Source organism: Pedobacter panaciterrae (genome assembly GCF_013204795.1).
In the GTDB taxonomy this organism is placed as follows: domain Bacteria; phylum Bacteroidota; class Bacteroidia; order Sphingobacteriales; family Sphingobacteriaceae; genus Pedobacter; species Pedobacter panaciterrae.
On the sequence record NZ_JABMKW010000020.1, the window covers coordinates 96,613 to 115,395 of the forward strand.

At 40.2% G+C, this 18,783-nt stretch carries 19 protein-coding genes; 14 read left to right on the forward strand and 5 right to left on the reverse strand.

The window, feature by feature from the left end:
• The first annotated feature begins 10 nt into the window (after positions 1-10).
• From HQN86_RS19200 to HQN86_RS19215, 4 genes are all read left to right on the forward strand, one after another.
• Entirely contained in the window at positions 11-1,693 is a 1,683-nt protein-coding gene (locus tag HQN86_RS19200; RefSeq protein ID WP_172662509.1) for a RagB/SusD family nutrient uptake outer membrane protein, read from the forward strand.
• A 2-nt stretch (positions 1,694-1,695) separates the two neighbouring features.
• Positions 1,696-3,699, forward strand: coding sequence for an FAD-dependent oxidoreductase (locus tag HQN86_RS19205; protein WP_172662510.1), 2,004 nt, complete (start codon positions 1,696-1,698; stop codon positions 3,697-3,699).
• A gap of 114 nt (positions 3,700-3,813) precedes the next feature.
• Positions 3,814-7,113 carry a glycosyl hydrolase gene (locus HQN86_RS19210; RefSeq protein ID WP_172662511.1) on the forward strand — a complete coding sequence of 1,100 codons (3,300 nt, stop codon included), beginning with the start codon at positions 3,814-3,816 and terminating at the stop codon, positions 7,111-7,113.
• Positions 7,114-7,204: 91 nt separating this feature from the next.
• Positions 7,205-7,807, forward strand: a complete 603-nt coding sequence (locus HQN86_RS19215) for a dihydrofolate reductase family protein (protein ID WP_172662512.1) — start codon at positions 7,205-7,207, stop codon at positions 7,805-7,807.
• A 17-nt stretch (positions 7,808-7,824) separates the two neighbouring features.
• Here HQN86_RS19215 and HQN86_RS19220 read toward each other — a convergent pair whose 3' ends face one another.
• The 3 genes from HQN86_RS19220 to HQN86_RS19230 form a co-directional block, all read right to left on the reverse strand.
• Entirely contained in the window at positions 7,825-8,457 is a 633-nt protein-coding gene (locus tag HQN86_RS19220; RefSeq protein ID WP_172662513.1) for a hypothetical protein, read from the reverse strand.
• A gap of 85 nt (positions 8,458-8,542) precedes the next feature.
• Positions 8,543-8,902, reverse strand: a complete 360-nt coding sequence (locus HQN86_RS19225) for a hypothetical protein (RefSeq protein ID WP_172662514.1) — start codon at positions 8,900-8,902, stop codon at positions 8,543-8,545.
• A 116-nt stretch (positions 8,903-9,018) separates the two neighbouring features.
• Positions 9,019-11,046 (reverse strand): ATP-binding protein, encoded by a 2,028-nt coding sequence (locus HQN86_RS19230; RefSeq protein ID WP_172662515.1) that lies wholly within the window; start codon positions 11,044-11,046, stop codon positions 9,019-9,021.
• Between the two features lie 466 nt (positions 11,047-11,512).
• Here HQN86_RS19230 and HQN86_RS19235 point away from each other — a divergent pair, with 466 nt between their 5' ends.
• The 4 genes from HQN86_RS19235 to HQN86_RS19250 are packed head-to-tail and all read left to right on the forward strand — an operon-like array spanning position 11,513 to position 14,000.
• Positions 11,513-11,965 carry a hypothetical protein gene (locus HQN86_RS19235; protein WP_172662516.1) on the forward strand — a complete coding sequence of 151 codons (453 nt, stop codon included), beginning with the start codon at positions 11,513-11,515 and terminating at the stop codon, positions 11,963-11,965.
• Positions 11,966-11,972: 7 nt separating this feature from the next.
• On the forward strand, positions 11,973-12,626 hold the full coding sequence (locus HQN86_RS19240) for a hypothetical protein (protein ID WP_172662517.1): 654 nt from the start codon (positions 11,973-11,975) through the stop codon (positions 12,624-12,626).
• Entirely contained in the window at positions 12,614-13,390 is a 777-nt protein-coding gene (locus HQN86_RS19245; RefSeq protein ID WP_172662518.1) for a sensor histidine kinase, read from the forward strand. Before HQN86_RS19240 ends, HQN86_RS19245 begins: the two co-directional genes overlap by 13 nt.
• The gene (locus HQN86_RS19250; RefSeq protein ID WP_172662519.1) at positions 13,383-14,000 is read left to right on the forward strand and encodes a response regulator transcription factor; all 618 of its coding nucleotides are present in this window, start codon (positions 13,383-13,385) and stop codon (positions 13,998-14,000) included. Before HQN86_RS19245 ends, HQN86_RS19250 begins: the two co-directional genes overlap by 8 nt.
• Here the strand turns inward: HQN86_RS19250 and HQN86_RS19255 are convergent.
• Positions 13,997-14,491, reverse strand: a complete 495-nt coding sequence (locus HQN86_RS19255) for a GNAT family N-acetyltransferase (RefSeq protein WP_172662520.1) — start codon at positions 14,489-14,491, stop codon at positions 13,997-13,999. The two genes, HQN86_RS19250 and HQN86_RS19255, sit on opposite strands and share 4 nt — an antisense overlap.
• A 3-nt stretch (positions 14,492-14,494) precedes the next feature.
• Positions 14,495-14,929, reverse strand: a complete 435-nt coding sequence (locus HQN86_RS19260; RefSeq protein ID WP_172662521.1) for a MarR family winged helix-turn-helix transcriptional regulator — start codon at positions 14,927-14,929, stop codon at positions 14,495-14,497.
• A gap of 228 nt (positions 14,930-15,157) precedes the next feature.
• Between HQN86_RS19260 and HQN86_RS19265 the strand changes: the two genes are divergently transcribed.
• From HQN86_RS19265 to HQN86_RS19290, 6 genes are all read left to right on the forward strand, one after another.
• Complete coding sequence (locus HQN86_RS19265; protein ID WP_172662522.1) at positions 15,158-15,763, forward strand: helix-turn-helix domain-containing protein; 606 nt, start codon at positions 15,158-15,160, stop codon at positions 15,761-15,763.
• A 70-nt stretch (positions 15,764-15,833) separates the two neighbouring features.
• The gene (locus HQN86_RS19270; RefSeq protein ID WP_172662523.1) at positions 15,834-16,334 is read left to right on the forward strand and encodes a hypothetical protein; all 501 of its coding nucleotides are present in this window, start codon (positions 15,834-15,836) and stop codon (positions 16,332-16,334) included.
• Between the two features lie 14 nt (positions 16,335-16,348).
• A complete protein-coding gene (locus HQN86_RS19275; RefSeq protein ID WP_172662524.1) occupies positions 16,349-16,780 on the forward strand; it encodes a hypothetical protein in 432 nt (143 codons plus the stop codon).
• A 3-nt stretch (positions 16,781-16,783) separates the two neighbouring features.
• On the forward strand, positions 16,784-17,254 hold the full coding sequence (locus HQN86_RS19280) for an SRPBCC family protein (RefSeq protein ID WP_172662525.1): 471 nt from the start codon (positions 16,784-16,786) through the stop codon (positions 17,252-17,254).
• A gap of 177 nt (positions 17,255-17,431) precedes the next feature.
• Positions 17,432-18,166, forward strand: a complete 735-nt coding sequence (locus tag HQN86_RS19285) for a hypothetical protein (RefSeq protein ID WP_172662526.1) — start codon at positions 17,432-17,434, stop codon at positions 18,164-18,166.
• Between the two features lie 82 nt (positions 18,167-18,248).
• Positions 18,249-18,779 (forward strand): hypothetical protein, encoded by a 531-nt coding sequence (locus HQN86_RS19290; protein WP_172662527.1) that lies wholly within the window; start codon positions 18,249-18,251, stop codon positions 18,777-18,779.
• Positions 18,780-18,783 lie beyond the last annotated feature (4 nt).

Consider the following 18,783-nt stretch of genomic DNA (forward strand, 5'->3'; position numbering starts at 1 on the left):
AATAAAACAGATGAAAACAAATATATACCTAATTATGTTAGCTGTTGTTTTAGCAACAGTTGCACCATCATGCCAAAAAGGATACCTCGATAAGAGCCCTTTGTCAGGTCCCTCAGATGAAACTTTTTTCGCTAACCAGGATGAACTCCTTCTTGCCGTTAATGGCTTGTATAAATCTGCAGCTTATGCTCCACTTGATGGCATGCCGCTCAACCTTAGTATCGATGATGGAACAGATATTGGTTGGGACCGTAACAATAGTGCCTTACAAAGTATCGGAAAAGGTAATCAGGACAGTAACAATACTTATGCCTTAGAAATATGGAAACAAGCGTATACTGTGATTGCAAAATGTAATTTTATTCTGGATAATCTTGACAAAGTAAAAGACAAAACTACTCCGGCAATATTTAACCGTTCAAAAGCTGAAGCCCGTTTTATCCGTGCGTATACCTATCAGTATCTTATCGATTATTTTGGTGGAGTGCCATTGGTTACTAAAATGTTAAAGCTCGAAGAAGCTCAGATTCCAAAAACGCCTAAAGCTGAACTGGCCGATTTTATCATGAAAGAGCTAACCGAAGCAGCTCTTGATTTACCAAATAGCTATACCGGAGGTGATATTGGCAGGGCCACAAAAGGAGCAGCACTAGCTATTAAAGCCCGAACTGCATTAAACAATGGCAAATGGCAAGATGCCGTTGACGCAGCCAAAGCGGTAATGGACCTAAAAACATATGCCCTGCACAACGATTTTGGAGCTTTGTTTAGTTATGCCGGGCAAAATTCCAACGAGATCATCTGGGCATTTCAATACCTTCGTGCATCAAAAACCCAAACCCATGCTACTCCAACTGCACTTCTGTCCAGGAATGGACAAGGTTTCTCAAATAAAGTTCCGTCTCAATCTCTTGTGGATGCTTATCCATGTACCGATGGATTGAATATTGATGAATCACCACTCTTTGATCCTAAAGATCCGTATAAGAACCGTGATCCCAGACTTGGTTTTACCATTGCATTGCCCGGATCAATATATTTCAATTACCAGTTCGAAACGCATAGAGACAGTTTAAAATGCTGGAATTACGATACCACACCGGCAAAACGTGTCGATAATCAGGAAGCCATCAATGCCTTCGCAACCTTTACCGGCTATTGCTGGCGAAAATATGTAGACCTGGCTGATAAACCAGATCGTTCAAATTCAGAACTCAACGTAATCCAGATACGCTATGCCGAAATCCTGTTGATTTACGCCGAAGCTAAAAACGAGCTCAATCAGTTAGATCAATCTGCTTATGACGCCATTAATCTGGTAAGACAACGCCCTAGTGTAAACATGCCAGCCATTGCATCGGGTAAATCACAAACCGAGTTTCGCAGTCTGGTGCACAAAGAACGACTTTATGAGTTAGCAATGGAAGGTTTCAGACAAACTGACCTGCGCAGATGGAATATCGCTGAGAAAGCCATGACCGGAAACTTCTACGGAAGGGTGCAAAGAGGTCTGGTTGCAGCGGCGCCACAAATAGATGAGAATGGTTTAGCAGATTACACAAATGTACCTAACCGTGCCGATTTGAGGGTAATAGAAATACGCACCTTCAATAAAAATAGAGATTACCTATGGCCAATCCCTAATATAGAGGTGGTTACCAATCCTAAATTAATTCAAAACCCTAATTACTAGTTATGAAAAATCTTTTTCTTTACCTGCTGATACCCGTCCTGATCATCACCTCGCTGCAACCTGCACTAGCGCAGCAACCTGCAAAAACAGATTATGACATCTGTATCTATGGAGGAACGTCCTCTGGCGTAATTGCTGCTTATACAGCCGCAAAGCTTGGCAAAACGGTACTTTTAATAGAGCCTGGAAAACACCTTGGCGGGATGAGCTCCGGTGGCCTTGGCCTTACTGATATCGGTAATAAATATGCCATCAGCGGCTTAGCGCTCGATTTCTATAGGAGAATAGGGCAGCACTATGGTAAATTTGAACAATGGGTATTTGAACCTCATGTTGCCGAAAACCTGTTTCAAGATTATATTAAAAGAGCCAAAGTTGAGGTGCTATACCAAAATCGCCTGACAACGGTTGCCAAAACCGGAAACATCATCAGCGAAATCACGCTCGAGAGTTCAACCAAAACAGCGCCAGACAATAAGGTTAAAGCCAAAATGTTTATCGATTGTTCTTATGAAGGTGATTTGATGGCAAAGGCAGGTGTGTCCTATACGGTAGGGAGAGAAGCAAATGATTTGTACAAAGAAACCTTTAATGGCGTTCAGTTCATGAAAGGACATCAGATGCTGGATGGGATAGATCCCTACAAAACTCCGGGTGATGCTTCAAGCGGATTGGTTTGGGGAATTAATCCGGGTGTGCTTGAAAAAGATGGAACAGGAGATAAAAAAGTTCAGGCTTATAACTTTAGAATCTGCTTAACTAAAAATAAGGATAACCAGATTCCAATTACCAAACCGGAAAACTATCAGCCAGAGAAATACGAATTGCTGATCAGGCAAATGGAAAAACGACCATGGAAATCCCTGCAAGATGGCTTTATCTGGAGTGGCATGCCCAATGAAAAAACCGATATCAACAACAGAAATGGTTTCTCTACTGATATGATAGGTATGAACTGGGAATATCCAGATGCGGACTATCAGAAAAGGGCCGAAATATGGAAGGCGCATGTTGATTACACCAAAGGCCTGCTCTATTTTGTAGGTAATGATCCCCGTGTTCCTGAACACATCAGGACTGAGCTTAACCTATGGGGATATCCTAAAGATGAGTACACTGACATGGGAAACTGGTCGCACCAGCTTTACATCAGAGAAGCCAGAAGGATGGTTGGAGAATTGGTCATGACCCAGCACCATTGTCAGGGAAAGGAAATTGTTAAAGATGGGGTAGGAATGGCTGCTTATGGCATGGACTCTCACAATTGCGACAGACAGGTAGTCAACGGCATGGTGAAAAATGAGGGTAATGTAGAAGAGCACGGCTTTGGACCCTATCCAATTTCTTACCGTGCAATTATCCCTAAAGAAAGCGAAGTGGGCAACCTTCTGGTTCCGGTTTGCCTTTCTGCCAGTCATATTGCCTACGGTTCCATCCGCATGGAGCCTGTGTTTATGGTACTTGGACAATCTGCTGCGGTAGCTGCGGCCAAAGCTATAGACAATAAGCAGACCGTACAGAAAGTAGATGTTTCACAGATCCAGGCTAAGCTAAAAAGAAATCCACTGGAAGATGGCAGTGCACCTGAAATTCTGGTAGACAACAGTGACGCAAGCAAAGTCGTGAAAAAAGGAGACTGGACTGTTAATACGCACGGTGGTTATGGACCTGATTATTTTCTTGCAGACTCTACTTCTTCAAGTCCAAAATCAATCAGATACAAGCCAGAGATTTCTAAAAAAGGAAAGTACGAACTGTATACTTATTATCCGAAATTAAAAAATGCTGCTGCGGTTACTGTCATCAACGTTCATGATGGCACTAGCACCAAAGAGGTTTTGATAAAAGATGCAGAGGTTAAAGTAGTTGGCCAAACCTCAGGTGAATGGGTTAGTTTAGGTACATACTCCTTAAGTTCTGGTAATAAGGCCTATGTAGAGATCTCAGCAAAAGGATCAGAAGGCGCTGTAGTAGCAGATGCGTTGCTGCTTGTGCCTGTAAAGTAAAGTATAAAGCAGGGTGAAGCCTATTTTAGGCTACACCCTGCTTTATTACGCTTACCGACAGTGCATGATGGTTATCAGGCAAATGTTCCCTAACTTGGTTTTGATTTAAACCAAATGTATAACAGACCAATCCTGACCACACAAAACGTGAAATATATTCTAGGAATCCTTCTTTCCATTACCTATTCAATTTCTGCAACCGCTCAATTGGCAAAGGTGCCCTTCGTGCCTTCACAACAAGAGATCAACCGTCCCTTTGGCAAGCAAGATGAGGCCTCTTTTCTTAAGCCCTCAAAAGTTTACCATCCCGAAACCTGGTTCCACTACATTGGCGGTAACGTATCAAAAGAAGGAATCACCAGGGATCTGGAGGCAATCGCAAAGTCCGGTATTTCCGGGATCCAGTTATTTCACGGGCAGTTTGGTGGACCATGGCCGGGAGTCAGCCCACAAATTACCAGCCTTAGTGCCCATTGGGACGATGCAGTAAAGCATACCGCTCAGGAATGCCGCCGTTTGGGACTCAGGTTTTCTATGAACAACTGTCCGGGATGGGCCACTTCCGGAGGTCCATGGATTACACCTGCCAATGCAATGCGGAACCTGATCTGGAACCGAACTGATGTAGTTGGCGGCAAAACCATCAATCAGGTATTGCCAATACCAGAGCCAAGTACCGAGGAGTGGAGAGATTATAAAGACATTACCGTACTTGCTTTCCCAACACCTGTTGGAGATACCGGAAAGCCACTTATACCTCAATCTGTTAACAGCAATACCAGCTTTAAATGGGAACCCTATTTTGTGGGAGAAGCCAAAGATCCTATCCGCCTGGCACCGGCAGCACCTGCCAAACCTTATTGGGTAGAGGTCGAATTTCCAGATGCCACTACGCTTCGCAGTGTAGAATTTTCATGTGTTCAGGCCTTTAATCATGGTCAATCTTACGAGCCGGGGGTAGCAATAGCGATACAGGGAATTTTGGCCGACGGTAAAATAAAAGACATCCTGCGTGCAGAAATGCCACAGGCAAACTGGCAGGACGACCGCCCAATTACCTTCGCTTGCTCAGAGCTTGCCGGCGTAAAAAAATACCGCATTTCTATTTCCAATAAATATGACATGGCGCTTAGTTCCCTTCGCCTGTTTTCTGCCGCGCGCAAAAACAGTTGGGAATCGGAAGCTGCCTGGACATTAAGGAGCCTCGAACGTGCTGGTCAGAATCCTAAACAATCACCAGAAGCATTTGTTAAGCCCGATCAGATCCTTGATATTTCGGATAAGATGGCTGCCGACGGAAACTTAAACTGGCAGGCACCTAAAGGCAATTGGACAATCCTGCGCCTGGGTCATGTCAACTCCGGAAAGAGAAATGGACCAGCACCTGCCGAAGGAACCGGATGGGAAGCAAACAAGTTTTCCAAATCAGGCGCTGATGCACATTTTGCAGGTTACATAGGCCGACTTTCGAGTGCAAATGGACCACTCGCCGGAGGGCTGCTAAATGGTATGCTCATCGATAGCTGGGAATGTCATACTCAGAGCTGGACCCAGGATATGGAACCCGAATTTAAACGTGTTTCCAGTTATCAGCTTCGCAAATGGCTGCCTGCTTTATTTGGCTATGTGATCAAAGATCATGAAACCACTGCACGCTTTTTGACCGACTGGCGCAAAACCCTTAATGACCTGTTAACCAATAATTATTATGGTCGCATGTCCTCGTTGGCAAAAGAAAATGGATTATCCGTAACCTACGAAACCGGCCCCGGAGATGTAGTACCTGCCGATATCATGGAGTATTTCAAATTTGCAGATGTACCTATGTGCGAGTTCTGGCAACCCATGAGCGATGGATTTGTCGGCTCTATCAACTTCAAGCCAATCAAGCCAACGGCTTCTGCGGCAAGGATGTATGGGAAACCACGTGTAGCGGCAGAGTCGTTTACAAACATATCACTCAGCTGGGACGAACATCTGGATATGCTCAAAGAGGTCGCCAACATAAACAGTGTGCAAGGGGTTAGCCATTATGTATTTCATACTTACACACATAACCCACAAACTCCTTTTCTGGCTCCTGGCAGTTCATTTGGAGCAGGAATTGGTACGCCATTCTTAAGGGGACAAACCTGGTGGCAATATATGCCTGATTTCACAGATTACTTATCGAGGTGCACATATATGCTCGAAAGAGGCAAGCCAGTGTCTGATGTGCTGTGGTATCTTGGAGATGAAACCAATCATAAACCGGATCAGAATGCGGCTTTCCCGGAAGGATACAAATACGATTATTGTAACCCCGATGTGTTGTTGAACCGACTGAAAGTAGAAAATGGGATGGTAGTAACTCCGGAAGGCATTCGCTACCGGGTATTGTGGTTGCCGGATGCGCCACGTATGTTGCCTCAAACACTGGAAAAAATACAGTCGCTTGTACGTAATGGCGCAACCATTGTGGGTAATGCACCTGAAGGACTTGCTACACTAACCGGTGGGGATGCAGCAAAACAACGTTTTAATGCTGCGGTAAAGGATCTGTGGGGTGGAGCTGGCAAAGGTTTAAGAAAGGTAGGTAAGGGACATGTTATTTCAGGCATGTCGATCGATCATGCATTGGCCGCATTAAAAATCGCACCCGATGTAACCGGAGGAGATGCCTTATGGGCACACCGGAGTATCGAGGGGGCAGACTGGTATTTCGTGACTGCGCCAAAAGGCAAGGGATTTAGTGGTGAATTGAGTTTTCGGGCAAAAGGAGAGGTAGAACTGTGGGATCCGGTTACCGGCACTTCCAAACCTGCCGAAAGCCAGCCTAATGCTGATCGCACAACTGTTAAACTTAATCTGGCACAGGGAGGTTCATGCTTTGTGGTTTTCAGGAAAAAAGAAAGCACAGGAGTCGCAGTTAAATTTAAAGCAACCGAAGCAGTGGCTACCCTGCCGATCTCAGGATTATGGAAGCTCGCCTTCCCTACAGGATGGGGTGCTCCTGAAGCGCTTGAAATAACTGAACTAAAGCCTTGGAAGGACCTTGATATTTCAGCAGAAGGAAAAGCATTTTCGGGAACAGCAACCTATACAACCACATTCAATATAGATAAAACAGCACCTGACCTGGAGTATGTCCTTGATTTAGGGAAAGTTGATATGGCTGCGGTTGTAAGCTTAAACGGTAAAGAAGCGGGCAAATTATGGGCCGCACCGTATCGTATCAATTTAAAGGATTTCATTAAACAGGGACAAAATACGCTGAGCGTGCAGGTAACGAGCACCTGGTTCAATCGTCTGGCTTTTGATGCAGGGGAACCTGAAGACAAGCGTAAAACGTGGACTATAGCAGGACCAGGAAAAGGTTCGACTTTGCGTGTATCGGGTTTACTGGGGCCTGTAAAACTTGATGTTCAAAAGTAAATTGTCACAAACACCCCTGTATTTTGTCCTTATCGTCCCTTATTGGCAATGACTATTCGCGTTAACTTTGTTTTAATCAAATGTGGATACCATGAGGAAAATAATTGCTTGTCTGTTTTTAACAATGGACGGGGTGATCCAATCACCAGGAAGTAGGGATGAAGATCCTAAGAATAACTTTAAATGGGGAGGATGGTCATTCCCTCACTGGGATGATATTATGAACCAGTCAATGGCTAAAATCACCGCTGAGCCTTATGATTTGCTATTGGGAAGACGTACATATGAAATTTTTGCTGCATTTTGGCCACATCAACAAAATGATCCTACTTCTGAAATGTTTAACAAGGTTGAGAAATATGTAGTAGCTACCAGTAAAGTGGACACCTCCTGGGTAAACACTTCTCTTATTACAGGTAATGTAGTACAGGAACTGGAAAAACTCAAAGCATCAGATGGCCCTGATTTGCTGATTTATGGAAGTGCCGGCCTGTGTCAGACTTTATTTGAACACCATCTGATTGATGTGCTGCATACCTGGACATTTCCTGTTACCTTAGGTAGCGGTCAGCGGCTTTTTGAAGAGGGTACGCAGCCAGAGCAGTGGAAGCTTGCAGATGCTATTGTGTCTTCTACGGGCGTCATCATGGCAAACTATTCTCCTGATGGGGATGTAAAAACAGGTTCTATGTAGCAGGCCGCTTTCCGATTTTATTTATCACTTATTTTAATGGTAGGTACTTCACTGGAAATCATGTGATTTAAGTAGGTGCCTCGTTCTTTGCCGAGTGATTCTAAAAAGGTGCTTATTTCGTTGCCATATGCTCTTTTGGAATAAGAATAAACTACTATCGCTTTTTTAGTACCCTCGATATCTATTTGTTTGTAGCGATATACATTGAATTCTACGGTAGTCATTTTATTATCCTTAGTTTCGCTTACTAAAAAGTCTACGATAAATTCTTTTCCATCGGGGCTTTCATTTACCTCGTAGTGGCAAACTGAATCTGTTTTCTTTCTTTTGGTTAACTCGTTGATTTTTTGATCTACTGCATTTTTTACTTCAATATCTGATACAAATAGATTGATGGTTAACATCTGACTGAAACTATTCAGGCTTTCACCATCGGGTAAATATTCTTGAACAAAGTAAGTTTCTTTAGGTTTAGCCGCCCAGGATAGTTTAAAAGATGTATTGCCAAACGATAATGGCCCTTTTACATTGAGCCTATCCTTAGGATCCTCATTAATTGTTGTGAAGGAGATGAATAGTATCGAAGTAAGCAGTAATAGTATCTTTTGCGAGGCCGAGAATTTCATATCGAGCGTTAATTGATTTTTCACGAATATAAAAATAAGCGACTTATAAATGGAATATTATGCTTAAAATTCAATAAACCTTATCCATGTATTAATGAAGATTCAAATGCTACAGCATACTGCCATTAACCAACAACTTGTATTTTAAAGTGCCTTCGGCATACAGATAGTATCCATCTTTAGCACGTACTGTTTCAAATTCCCCAAAGGGTAATTTCAGATGCTTATTGTTAACAGAATAACCTCCAATATTAACATTAGCGATCCATTTCTCTGAATTCTTAAATCCATAGATTTCCACTTTATCTGTACTAAACTGGCAAACTGTTTCCCTGTACCCGATGTGGGGTAATGAGAGCTTAATCAAACGGAACTGTTTCCCTGCTAGAGAAACAGGGCTGGGGTTAATGCATCCCGCGAGAAACATAGTACAGAATGCAAAATAGAGGAGCGTTTTTCTAAATGACATGATACTAATATACCAAATTATTAGGAATAGTAAACATCTCCAAATTAATACGGGACCCTTTTTGGAATTATTCGCCGCATATTTGCGGTGAATAACTAAACTAATCGCCGCAAATCCTATGTTTCATTAATTGGTATTGTAAACCAAAACGTACTACCAATGCCAACCTCACTTTCAACACCAATATCACCACCATGTCTTTTAATTATTTCCGAACAGATGTATAGTCCAAGCCCCAGCCCGGTGTAATTTTCACTCTCGTAACTTACACGATAATACCGATCGAAAAGATTTGGTAGAATATGGCTTTCAATACCCGGACCTGTGTCCTTTACTGAAACCTTGACATAATTTCCTACTCTTTCAATATTGAGATAAATATCTTTCGAGTCCGGGGCATATTTAACAGCGTTGTTAATGAAATTAACTACAACCTGGTCTATACGGTTTTCATCAGCATAAATCTGTAAATCCTGATCCCCTTCAATAATTAGCTGATACTTATTTTCAAATCGTACATGGTTACAGCACAGTTTCAGCATATCTGCAACCGTAAATGTAGTTTTGATCAGTTTTAGCTGTCCTTCTGCCATCCGGTTCACGTTCAGCAGGTCATCTACCAAAACGCTCATCTTTTCCATACTTCTGTTAGCTTGCTCTATCAGTTTCACATGGATTGGCGAGGTCGGTTTTTCTTTAATCCTGTCCAGTAATTGCAAAGACGCTTTTAAGCTGGTTACCGGAGTCTTAAGTTCATGACTTGCAATGCTTAAAAAATCATCCTTGCGCTGTTCAAAGAGCTTACTTTCTGTAACATCGGCCGTCATCCCCACCATTCGGTTAACCTTTCCATGCTCATCATATCTGGGTCGACCGTGCGCACTAATCCAGTGAATAGATCCATCGCGCCATTTTACAGGATATTCTGCTTTATATATCGAGTCTTTTGCAATAGCCTCCTGCACCAATCCCTTTACCCGGTCCCGGTATTCAGGCAACATTGCATTAAACAGATCCGGATAATTGAAGGTTTCGTCTTTTCCATATCCGTAATTGGCCTTAAACTGAGCAGTACTTTGCATAATTCCGGTAGCCAGATCCACTTCTGTAGATCCAAGTTTACTTGCATCCAAGGCTATTTCCAAACGCTGGTTGATCTCCTCAACCGCTTTCCTCGCATTCACCTGTTCTGTAACCTCATTGGCTACAATCATCAGTTCTCTGGTTTCACCTGCAGCACCAATAGACTGGTAAGTAAAGTTCACATATATATCTTTTTTTTCTTCACCATGCAGCATCGTAAGCTTGGCCTCATTGCCATAAACTGGTTTGCCACTAATATATACGTCTTTAAGGAAATCCATAATCGGCTGACCCTGAAGTGTTGGAAGCACCATAGACAAAGGCTGTCCGATAACTGATTGGTCTTTTGCCCAAATCTTAAGGATGGCATCATTTGCATTATCTATAATCAGTTCAGGGCCTTTCAGTATTGCTATTGCCGTTGGCGATTCTTTAATCAGATTTCTAAATCTCAAACCACTTTCAAACAGGTGTTCATTAGAAGTTACCAATTCTTCCTTCTGTTCGCTGAGCAGCAAATTCGTCGATTGGTGATTTTCTATTTCCTCAAGTGCAGAGATGCGCAGTTCGATCTGATCCATTACAGATGTGGCCATACCCGCAAGAATCTCTTTTTCCAAGGCTGTAAATTCTCTGGGCTTCTGATCGATAATGCAAAGCGTACCAATCAGGAAACCGTCGTGAGTAATCAATGGAGCCCCCGCATAAAATCGCAATCCAAAATTTCCCACTACGTTGGGGTTGGCTATCAAACAGGGTTCCTTCAGCGCGTCTTCAAAAACTGTAATTTCAGGATTCAGCACCGCAAGGGCACAAAGACTTTTGCCGCGGTTCGCTTCTACAGCTTTTCCCATGCCAACATTAGCCTTAAAGAAAACCCGATCAGCATCCACCAGAGATACTAAAGAAATGGGTGTGTTAAATATTTTAGTGCAGAGTTTAGCAATGTTATCAAAAGACGCTTCCGATGGAGTATCCATAATCCTGTAGCGTTTTAGCACTATTAGCCTTTCGGAATCATTCTCGGGAATAATGTTCATTCCGAAGGTATTTTCAATCATAGGGAGGAAATAAGGTATTATGGGATAAAGGTACAAAAAGATGAAAGATTTCCCCTGAGAGTTAAACAAAAGTAATATTATAACGGCAAAAGCTTTCAATGATATAATGGTTCTGTTCAGTGTGGTTAGGCCTTTTTCTGGTATGTGGGTGGCGGATAATCCTCAGGCACCTTTCATAGAGATACAGACCTATGGGGCACCTATAATACAGCTATGTAACCGCTGTGTAACTCCTTCTATTATTTAACCTGGACCGAATCGTTTATAGGGGCAGGTACAGGGTAGAATTTAATACATAAGATAATGGTTTTATTTTTTTATTCCAAGTGCTGCCCGTGCCGGATGTAACAGTAAATGTTTTAAATTAGTGCATGTATTTATAATAATACCACCAGGGGGGTATTGTTACTGCGGATATCAAATATCAAATTTGACTATATCAATTAATAATTATTATCTAATTAACATGGAAACTCAAACCCACTCACCACAAGTAGCTGCAAACTTAGATGTTTGCGAAACCTATCCACAAGATTTGATCAACGCAGGGAACCCCATTTCCGAAGAAAGAGCAAGGGAAAGCATCGGCTATTATCTTGCTGCCACAACCGGACCGAATGATCCTGAACATATTTTTGGTTTTGAATATGGATTGAACACACTCCGTACCTTTATGGAACAGATTGATACCTATAATAAAACCGCAGGAGAGAAAATCGTTGCTGTGCGAATTTATCATGCCGTATCGATTCGTCCTAATGATACTTCCAAAACCCCTAAAAGAGATGAAATTTTAATACCGGTTCTTGAAAGTGGTAATGATTTGTATAAAGTGGCACCTATAGTTGGCCCCCCAATTATCGTTGGCGACACAAGACCATGCCCAAATCAATGTAAATTAACGCTCTTAACAGAATAAATCACTAATGCCGGATCTTAGAGACGCTATTTTTTTTATCTCATCGGTATCAGATGTCTCTGAGATCCTGCCTTTAACCGCATGGTTGTTTGTTGCTCAAAAAAAAATGCCTTACACGTTGCTGGGTATATTATTTCTTATCTCCTCGATATTAAAAATATACTCATTGATCACTGCAGAACTGCATATTAATAATATGCCGGCATTTCACCTGCTGGCTTTAGTAGAAATTGCGCTTGTTTATTGCTTTTACAACCAATTGATTTTTAGAAAAATTCATTGGCTGGCGTTAATCGCAATATCACTTGCAAACGTCTTAAATACACTTTTTTTACAGGATATCCATAGCTTCAATTCGCTTGCCTGGGCATTTAACATGATCTTGCTTATTGTGCTGGGACTAATGTACTTTTATAAGATCTATAATGACGACTATGACTATACACCCTTAAACGAAAGGCCAGCCTTTATCATTACCTCAGGTTGGTTAATTTATGCGTCTGGTGCACTTTTTACGTATTTGCTGGGCACAGAAATATTATCTGGCACACCTGATGGATTTTATAAGAATGCCTGGGTTTTTCAGTGCATTTCAAATATTCTTAAAAATGTTATCATAGGGTATGGTTTCTGGTTAATTGGAAAAAAATGTCTAACCTGATCTATCTTCTGCTGGGCACATCATCAATGGTACTCATGATGGTGGCGATTATCTGGTTTGTTTTCGCATTCCAGCGAAAACTTGCGGCCAAAGCAAAAGCCTATAAAGAAATTGAAGAATTGATGCAAAAGCAGGAACTTAAGTCGGCATATGTGCTTATAGAGGCGCAGGAGCAGGAACGAAAGCGGATAGCTGCAGAATTACATGATAATGTAGGTAGTTTACTTGCTACCTTAAAGATTTACAGCGATTTATCGGTTACTCATGCTGATCCGGATTACATCAAAGAATTGAACGGAAAAATGAATGTAATAGCAGAGGATCTGGGTCTGGAAATCAGGAAACTTTCGCATAAACTAGACCTTAGGGCCTTGTCGGGCTTCGGATTAAAAGCTGCACTGCTACAACTCGCCGAAGCTATAAATGAATCAGGCAAGCTAAAGGTGCTGGCAGTTATCGATATAGCAAGTCCACTGCCCGAAGAAATATCTTTGCAACTGTACAGGATCATCCAGGAGCTATTTACGAATACCTTAAAACATGCCATGGCAAGTGAGGCGAGAATTGAAATTACGGTAATAGATCGTGATGTTACCTTGATTTATGAGGATAATGGAAAAGGCTTTGATATCAACGATCAGGCATCAATCGGAATGGGAATAAGCAATATCAAATCAAGAGTGAGCCACATTAACGGAAAACTCACTTTCGACTCTTTGTCTAATGGAATTACTTACATTATAGAAATCACAAACTATGAATGAGCTATTGATTTACATTGCAGATGATCATGCTATTTTTGTGGAGGGGCTGAGTGAAATACTAAAAGCGCAGCCTCATCTTAAAATCATAGGAACGGCAACTGATGGCCAGGAACTGGTTGAGTTAATGTTGCAAAGAAAGGCCGATTTGGTAATTCTGGATATAAATATGCCAAAGCTTAATGGAATTCAGTGTACAGAATGGATCAAAAAAAATAGCCCTAAAACAAAGGTGGTTATATTAACCATGTTTCCTGAAAAGTCATATATAGACCAATTGATTAAGGCAGGGGCCGATGGTTGTCTCTTAAAAAGCCGGGGAAGCAAGGATCTGTTAGAGGCCATAGAGCGGGTAATCGACAGTAAATCTTATTTTGATAGCATTACTGATTTTATTAATCCAATTGAGCATTTACCTTATCACATAAGTGAAAGGGAAATTGAAATTATACGCCTGGTTGTAAATGGGCTTACAAGTGCCGAAATAGCAGGTAAACTGTTCATTTCAGAACATACAGTAAAAACTCATCGAAAAAACATTTTCAGAAAAATGGGCATAAATAGCACAGGTCAGCTGGCTACATTTGCTATCAATAACGGGCTGATTGCTTAAAAAGCCAGGTCGTAACGTTGTTCAACAAGCGATTTGCCAAAATCATTTGAAGGCTTTTCTTCTGTTAATCTAAACCCAAATTTTTTGTAAAGGTGATGAGCTGCCGGTAAATGATCAGTTGTCCACAAATAGGCATGTTTATATTTACGTTCTTTTGCAAAATCCATAAAAAGCCGCATCAGTGTGTTGCCCAGGCCCAATCCCCGACATTCAGACTCAAAATAGAAATAGCGCAACTGGGCGGTACTGTTTTCGCGGTGCATCAATAGCATAAAACCCACTATCTTAGGCCCCTGTTCGCATATCCATGCCCGATCGAGCTCGGGATCATAATTTTTATAAAATTCGTGCAACCCTGCACCAACGTAAGTTTCAAAGTTTACACCATAATTGTACTCTTCACCATATATCTTGCCATGCCTGTATATTACATATCCCAGATCACCTGGTCTTATTTCTGTGCGGATGGTAATGTCCTGTGTCTTTTCCATTTCTTATTTACTAATTTTTGAAAGAATATTTTGGATAGCTTGCATGTGCGAGATCAGTTTATTAACCTCTTGATCATTGAGATTTTCCATGATGTCTGCAATTTGATTGTCACTGGCCTTATTGAGTTTTTCATACTCCTTTGCACCTGTAGCCGACAATGCAATCAGTTGCACTCTGGCATCTACATGATCTGATGTTTTTGCTATCAGTCCTTTTTTCTCAAAACTTAGCAATACCCTGCTTAAATAGCTTTTGTCCATGTCTAGTAGCTCAGTGATTGTTTTGGCACTGATTTTTTTAGCGTGATAGATCTCATACATTACCCTTACTTCTGGTAGTGTAAATTTGCTGTCAAGTAGGAATTTGTCAAGCAAGCCAATCACTTTGGTATAAAACCTATTAAAAGCTCTGATTTTATCTACATCATGTTTATCCATAAACAAAAATAATAATTATGGTTGACAAAGTCAACTAATTTAAGGTCATTTTCTTTATGATTAGATTATGGGGTGAAACCACTGAAACATTTCCTTTATTTGTATATGCCGAGCTTTTAAATGTAAATAAAGGCTATTAGACATGTATGACGTAAATATGTCGTAAACAAGTCGCAAAACAATTTCGGCCTTAATAATACCTTTGTCATGTACATAAAACGTTCTAAAATGAAAAATATAGACTTAGCAAAAAAGATTAAAGAACTACGCAGTCGCAAAGGCATGAGCCAGGAAGAGCTAGCTGAAAAATCTCAACTTAGCCTAAGAACAATTCAACGAATTGAGGGAGGAGAGACTGAAGCAAGAGGGGATACCTTACAACGTTTGGCAAAGGCTTTAAATGTAACTCCTGATGAATTGACAGATTGGACAGAAAGTGAAGATAGAGGTTTTCTGGCTGTGCTAAATTTGTCCGCACTCAGTTTTATAGCTTTTCCAATACTGGGGATAGTAGTGCCGTTGGCACTGTGGATGCTCAAAAAGGATAAAATTAAATACATAAATGAGACCGGTAAAAGACTATTGAACTTTCAAATATCCTGGTGCATTTTAGTTATGTTCTTCTCTATTTTTCCCATGGTTATCCAAATCTTTCATATTGGCGGCTCAATATTTAGGGGATTTAGAATTTTTAATTTAGGAGCTATAGAGTCATTTATACTGATGGTGCCCATACTGTATGCTGTTAATCTTGTTTTCATCATTGTAAATACAATAAGAAGTTACAATACCAGAAAAGTATTCTATCAGCCGGCTATTCCTTTTTTAAGATAAAAGTTCATTATCTTCAAAACGAAATCAACCTCGCATGCATTTAACCTCTCAACTAAAAGCAGGTTTTATTATGACTTGCTTTTTCATAATCAATACAGCTATGGCTCAAAGCAAGCAAACGGATACTTTAAACAAATTTACTGGAACATGGAGCGGAGTAGCCACAAAACGCCTTAATGAAAATGAAATCTATAGGCCTTATTCCATAACCTGGAGAATTCATCACATAGACAACTCAAAAAATCAAATTGAGCTTACAGAAATAGGTCAAAGATTTGAGAGTTATGAAGAGATAAAAAAGCCAAAAAAAGCGACTTACAAAGGGCACATTGATAAGGATACGCTCTCTATAGAAATCAGCAATCCTAAAACAAAGAATAAGTACCTGGTTAAATTAAGCCTTAACAAGAATGAGGAACATTCTATGCTAATTGGTAAAGTTGAACCTATTGGAACTAACGATAGTTTGATGTTTTTGTTGACTAAAAATGGCGATGATACTTCCAAATACGTGAAACCAAAAGACGAGGTTGAGGTAGTAGTTCTGCCTCCGCCACCATCAAAACACTAGGAATGAAGTAATAGATGAAAACATTAATCCTATTTCTTGGTCTGTTTTTCTTACTAGGTTGTGCACGTCCTTATACTCTTGTAACCGAAAATAACTCTTGCGTAAAGCAATATAATTCCAAATTAAAAAGAAATATTTACAGTTATGTAGATGAATTTCCCGAATTTCCTGGGGGTATTGAGGCATTGATGAAGTATATCAGTAAAAACAGGACAATTGACGAGAATTATATTCAAGGCACACTTAAATTTGAGATTATCATTGATGTTGATGGTGCAATTATTGATGAGAAGATTCCAGGTAAAGAGCCTGATGCATATACCGTTTCGGATAAGGATCTACTCAAAATACTCCGAATGATGCCTAAATGGAAGCCAGGTAAATGCAAAAACAGGAAAGTTCCGTTTCGATACCCTTTCCTGATACACATTAACATAAGTTATTAAAGCATGCCAATTATCAGAATTGAAACTTTCATAAATGCTGATCGGGCAACGGTCTTTGATCTTGCCAGAAGCATCGATCTCCATCAAATCTCAACGGTACATACCAATGAAAGGGCCGTTGCAGGAAAGATGTCGGGGCTCATTGAAATAAATGAATCGGTGACATGGGAAGCCAGACATTTTGGGATTGTACAGAGATTAAGTTCTAAAATAACCGAAATGAAATCTCCAGAATATTTTGTTGATGAAATGGTTTTCGGAGCTTTTAAGTCATTTAGGCACGAGCATATTTTTGAAGCAAAGGAAACTGGAACACTGATGACAGATGTTTTTAATTACATTTCTCCGCTTGGAGTTCTGGGGAAACTGGCAAATGTGCTTTTTCTTAACCGATATGTAACAGATTTGCTGGTTCAAAGGAATAAAGTATTAAAGGAATATGGCGAAAGAAAACAGGGGCTGTTTGAAGTCTGAATCGCATTCATTATATTTATTTTATGGATCCTAACGAACTCAGAAAACTCGACAGAATACCCACAAGCGATAGACACTGGGTATTTCGTACACCCTTTTACGGGATTATTATGTTTATCATCGTGTTAGTTTTGATGTTTATTAAAAATTGGCTAACGGAGTAGCACACTTAACGCAATGAAAAAAATATCCCTCCTTTTTATTTTAGTCATGCTTTCAATCTCATTTGCTCAAGCTTTAGAGATTGGACCAAATCATTGGGTTGACTTTACTGGAAAGTTAGGGAACAGCGATGTCCAATTGTCTATATACAGGTTTAGTAATGGAACACTAAAAGGCAACTACTGCTACAAGAAATTTGAAAAGAAGATTCCTTTGACTGGTAAAATTAATGGGGATGTAATAGAATTAACCGAAATGGTCAATGGAAGAGCCAATGGGATATTTACGGGTAAAGTATTTACAGACGATAAAGATAGATTTGAAGGCGTATGGACAAATTCTGATAAAACCAAATCTTATGATCTCAAACTCACTCTCTGTTCAATTGTGTCCGGATCAGAAAACCATAGATACGGTTCTTTTGCTACAGATTCTGAGGTAGAGAATTTTATGAAAAAAGCAAAAGACGCCATTCTTGAAAATGATCGCCAGTGGTTAATAAGCCGTATAAAATACCCGATAAATGTGACTTTAAATCATAAGAGAATTGCAATTAAAAGCCAGAAGCAGATGTCTGTCAATTTTAGTCAGATCTTTCATGCCGAATTTAAGAGAAAGATCAAAGACGCATGTACGTGTAATATGTTTACCAATTATCGGGGTACAATGCTTGGTGCCGGGGAGATTTGGATAGAGGGTTTTAAAGTGAAATCTAAAGACCAACTATTGATTAAGGCGCTGAATAATTAGATAGATAGTTTAAGGATGAGTTATCCATAAATTGTTATTAGAAAATATCTACTTATCTTTAAGAAAACCAAATTGACCTCTTATGTATTTGACCTCTCATCTAAAAGCAGTTTTTATTATAGCTTGTTTTTTTATAATCAATACGTCTAAGGCTCAAAGCAAGCAAACTGATACTTTAAATAAATTTACTGGAACATGGGGTGGATCAAGCATAGATGTTTCTAAGCGGAAATATGAGCATGTCTCATATGTTACCTGGAGGATCCATGATATTGACAATGTCAAGAACCAGATAGTAGTTACAGAAATAAATCAAAAAGTTTATACTGGTAATAAAATAAAAGATCCGAAAAAAATGATTTACAAAGGTAAGGTAGATGGAGATTCTCTCTTGGTAGAAGTTCGTAATCCAGATACAAAAAAAAAGTATTTAGTTAAGCTAAAATTTGATGGTAGTGGTGAAGTTAATGTACTTAAAGGTAGTGTTGAATCAGAGGAAAATAAACATAATTTCGTTTTTTCCATGATTAAATCTAACGATGACACCTCAACCTATGTAAAACCCACAGGAGATTTTCAAATAATAGTTACCCCGCCACCACCAAAAAACTAGGTGC

Coding starts and splice junctions, on each gene's coding strand:
- HQN86_RS19200 (WP_172662509.1), top strand. CDS start 11: ATGAAAACAAATATATACCTAATTATGTTAGCTGTTGTTTTAGCAACA.
- HQN86_RS19205 (WP_172662510.1), top strand. CDS start 1,696: ATGAAAAATCTTTTTCTTTACCTGCTGATACCCGTCCTGATCATCACC.
- HQN86_RS19210 (WP_172662511.1), top strand. CDS start 3,814: ATGTATAACAGACCAATCCTGACCACACAAAACGTGAAATATATTCTA.
- HQN86_RS19215 (WP_172662512.1), top strand. CDS start 7,205: ATGAGGAAAATAATTGCTTGTCTGTTTTTAACAATGGACGGGGTGATC.
- HQN86_RS19225 (WP_172662514.1), bottom strand. CDS start 8,902: ATGTCATTTAGAAAAACGCTCCTCTATTTTGCATTCTGTACTATGTTT.
- HQN86_RS19230 (WP_172662515.1), bottom strand. CDS start 11,046: ATGATTGAAAATACCTTCGGAATGAACATTATTCCCGAGAATGATTCC.
- HQN86_RS19235 (WP_172662516.1), top strand. CDS start 11,513: ATGGAAACTCAAACCCACTCACCACAAGTAGCTGCAAACTTAGATGTT.
- HQN86_RS19240 (WP_172662517.1), top strand. CDS start 11,973: ATGCCGGATCTTAGAGACGCTATTTTTTTTATCTCATCGGTATCAGAT.
- HQN86_RS19245 (WP_172662518.1), top strand. CDS start 12,614: ATGTCTAACCTGATCTATCTTCTGCTGGGCACATCATCAATGGTACTC.
- HQN86_RS19250 (WP_172662519.1), top strand. CDS start 13,383: ATGAATGAGCTATTGATTTACATTGCAGATGATCATGCTATTTTTGTG.
- HQN86_RS19255 (WP_172662520.1), bottom strand. CDS start 14,491: ATGGAAAAGACACAGGACATTACCATCCGCACAGAAATAAGACCAGGT.
- HQN86_RS19260 (WP_172662521.1), bottom strand. CDS start 14,929: ATGGATAAACATGATGTAGATAAAATCAGAGCTTTTAATAGGTTTTAT.
- HQN86_RS19265 (WP_172662522.1), top strand. CDS start 15,158: ATGAAAAATATAGACTTAGCAAAAAAGATTAAAGAACTACGCAGTCGC.
- HQN86_RS19270 (WP_172662523.1), top strand. CDS start 15,834: ATGACTTGCTTTTTCATAATCAATACAGCTATGGCTCAAAGCAAGCAA.
- HQN86_RS19275 (WP_172662524.1), top strand. CDS start 16,349: ATGAAAACATTAATCCTATTTCTTGGTCTGTTTTTCTTACTAGGTTGT.
- HQN86_RS19280 (WP_172662525.1), top strand. CDS start 16,784: ATGCCAATTATCAGAATTGAAACTTTCATAAATGCTGATCGGGCAACG.
- HQN86_RS19285 (WP_172662526.1), top strand. CDS start 17,432: ATGAAAAAAATATCCCTCCTTTTTATTTTAGTCATGCTTTCAATCTCA.
- HQN86_RS19290 (WP_172662527.1), top strand. CDS start 18,249: ATGTATTTGACCTCTCATCTAAAAGCAGTTTTTATTATAGCTTGTTTT.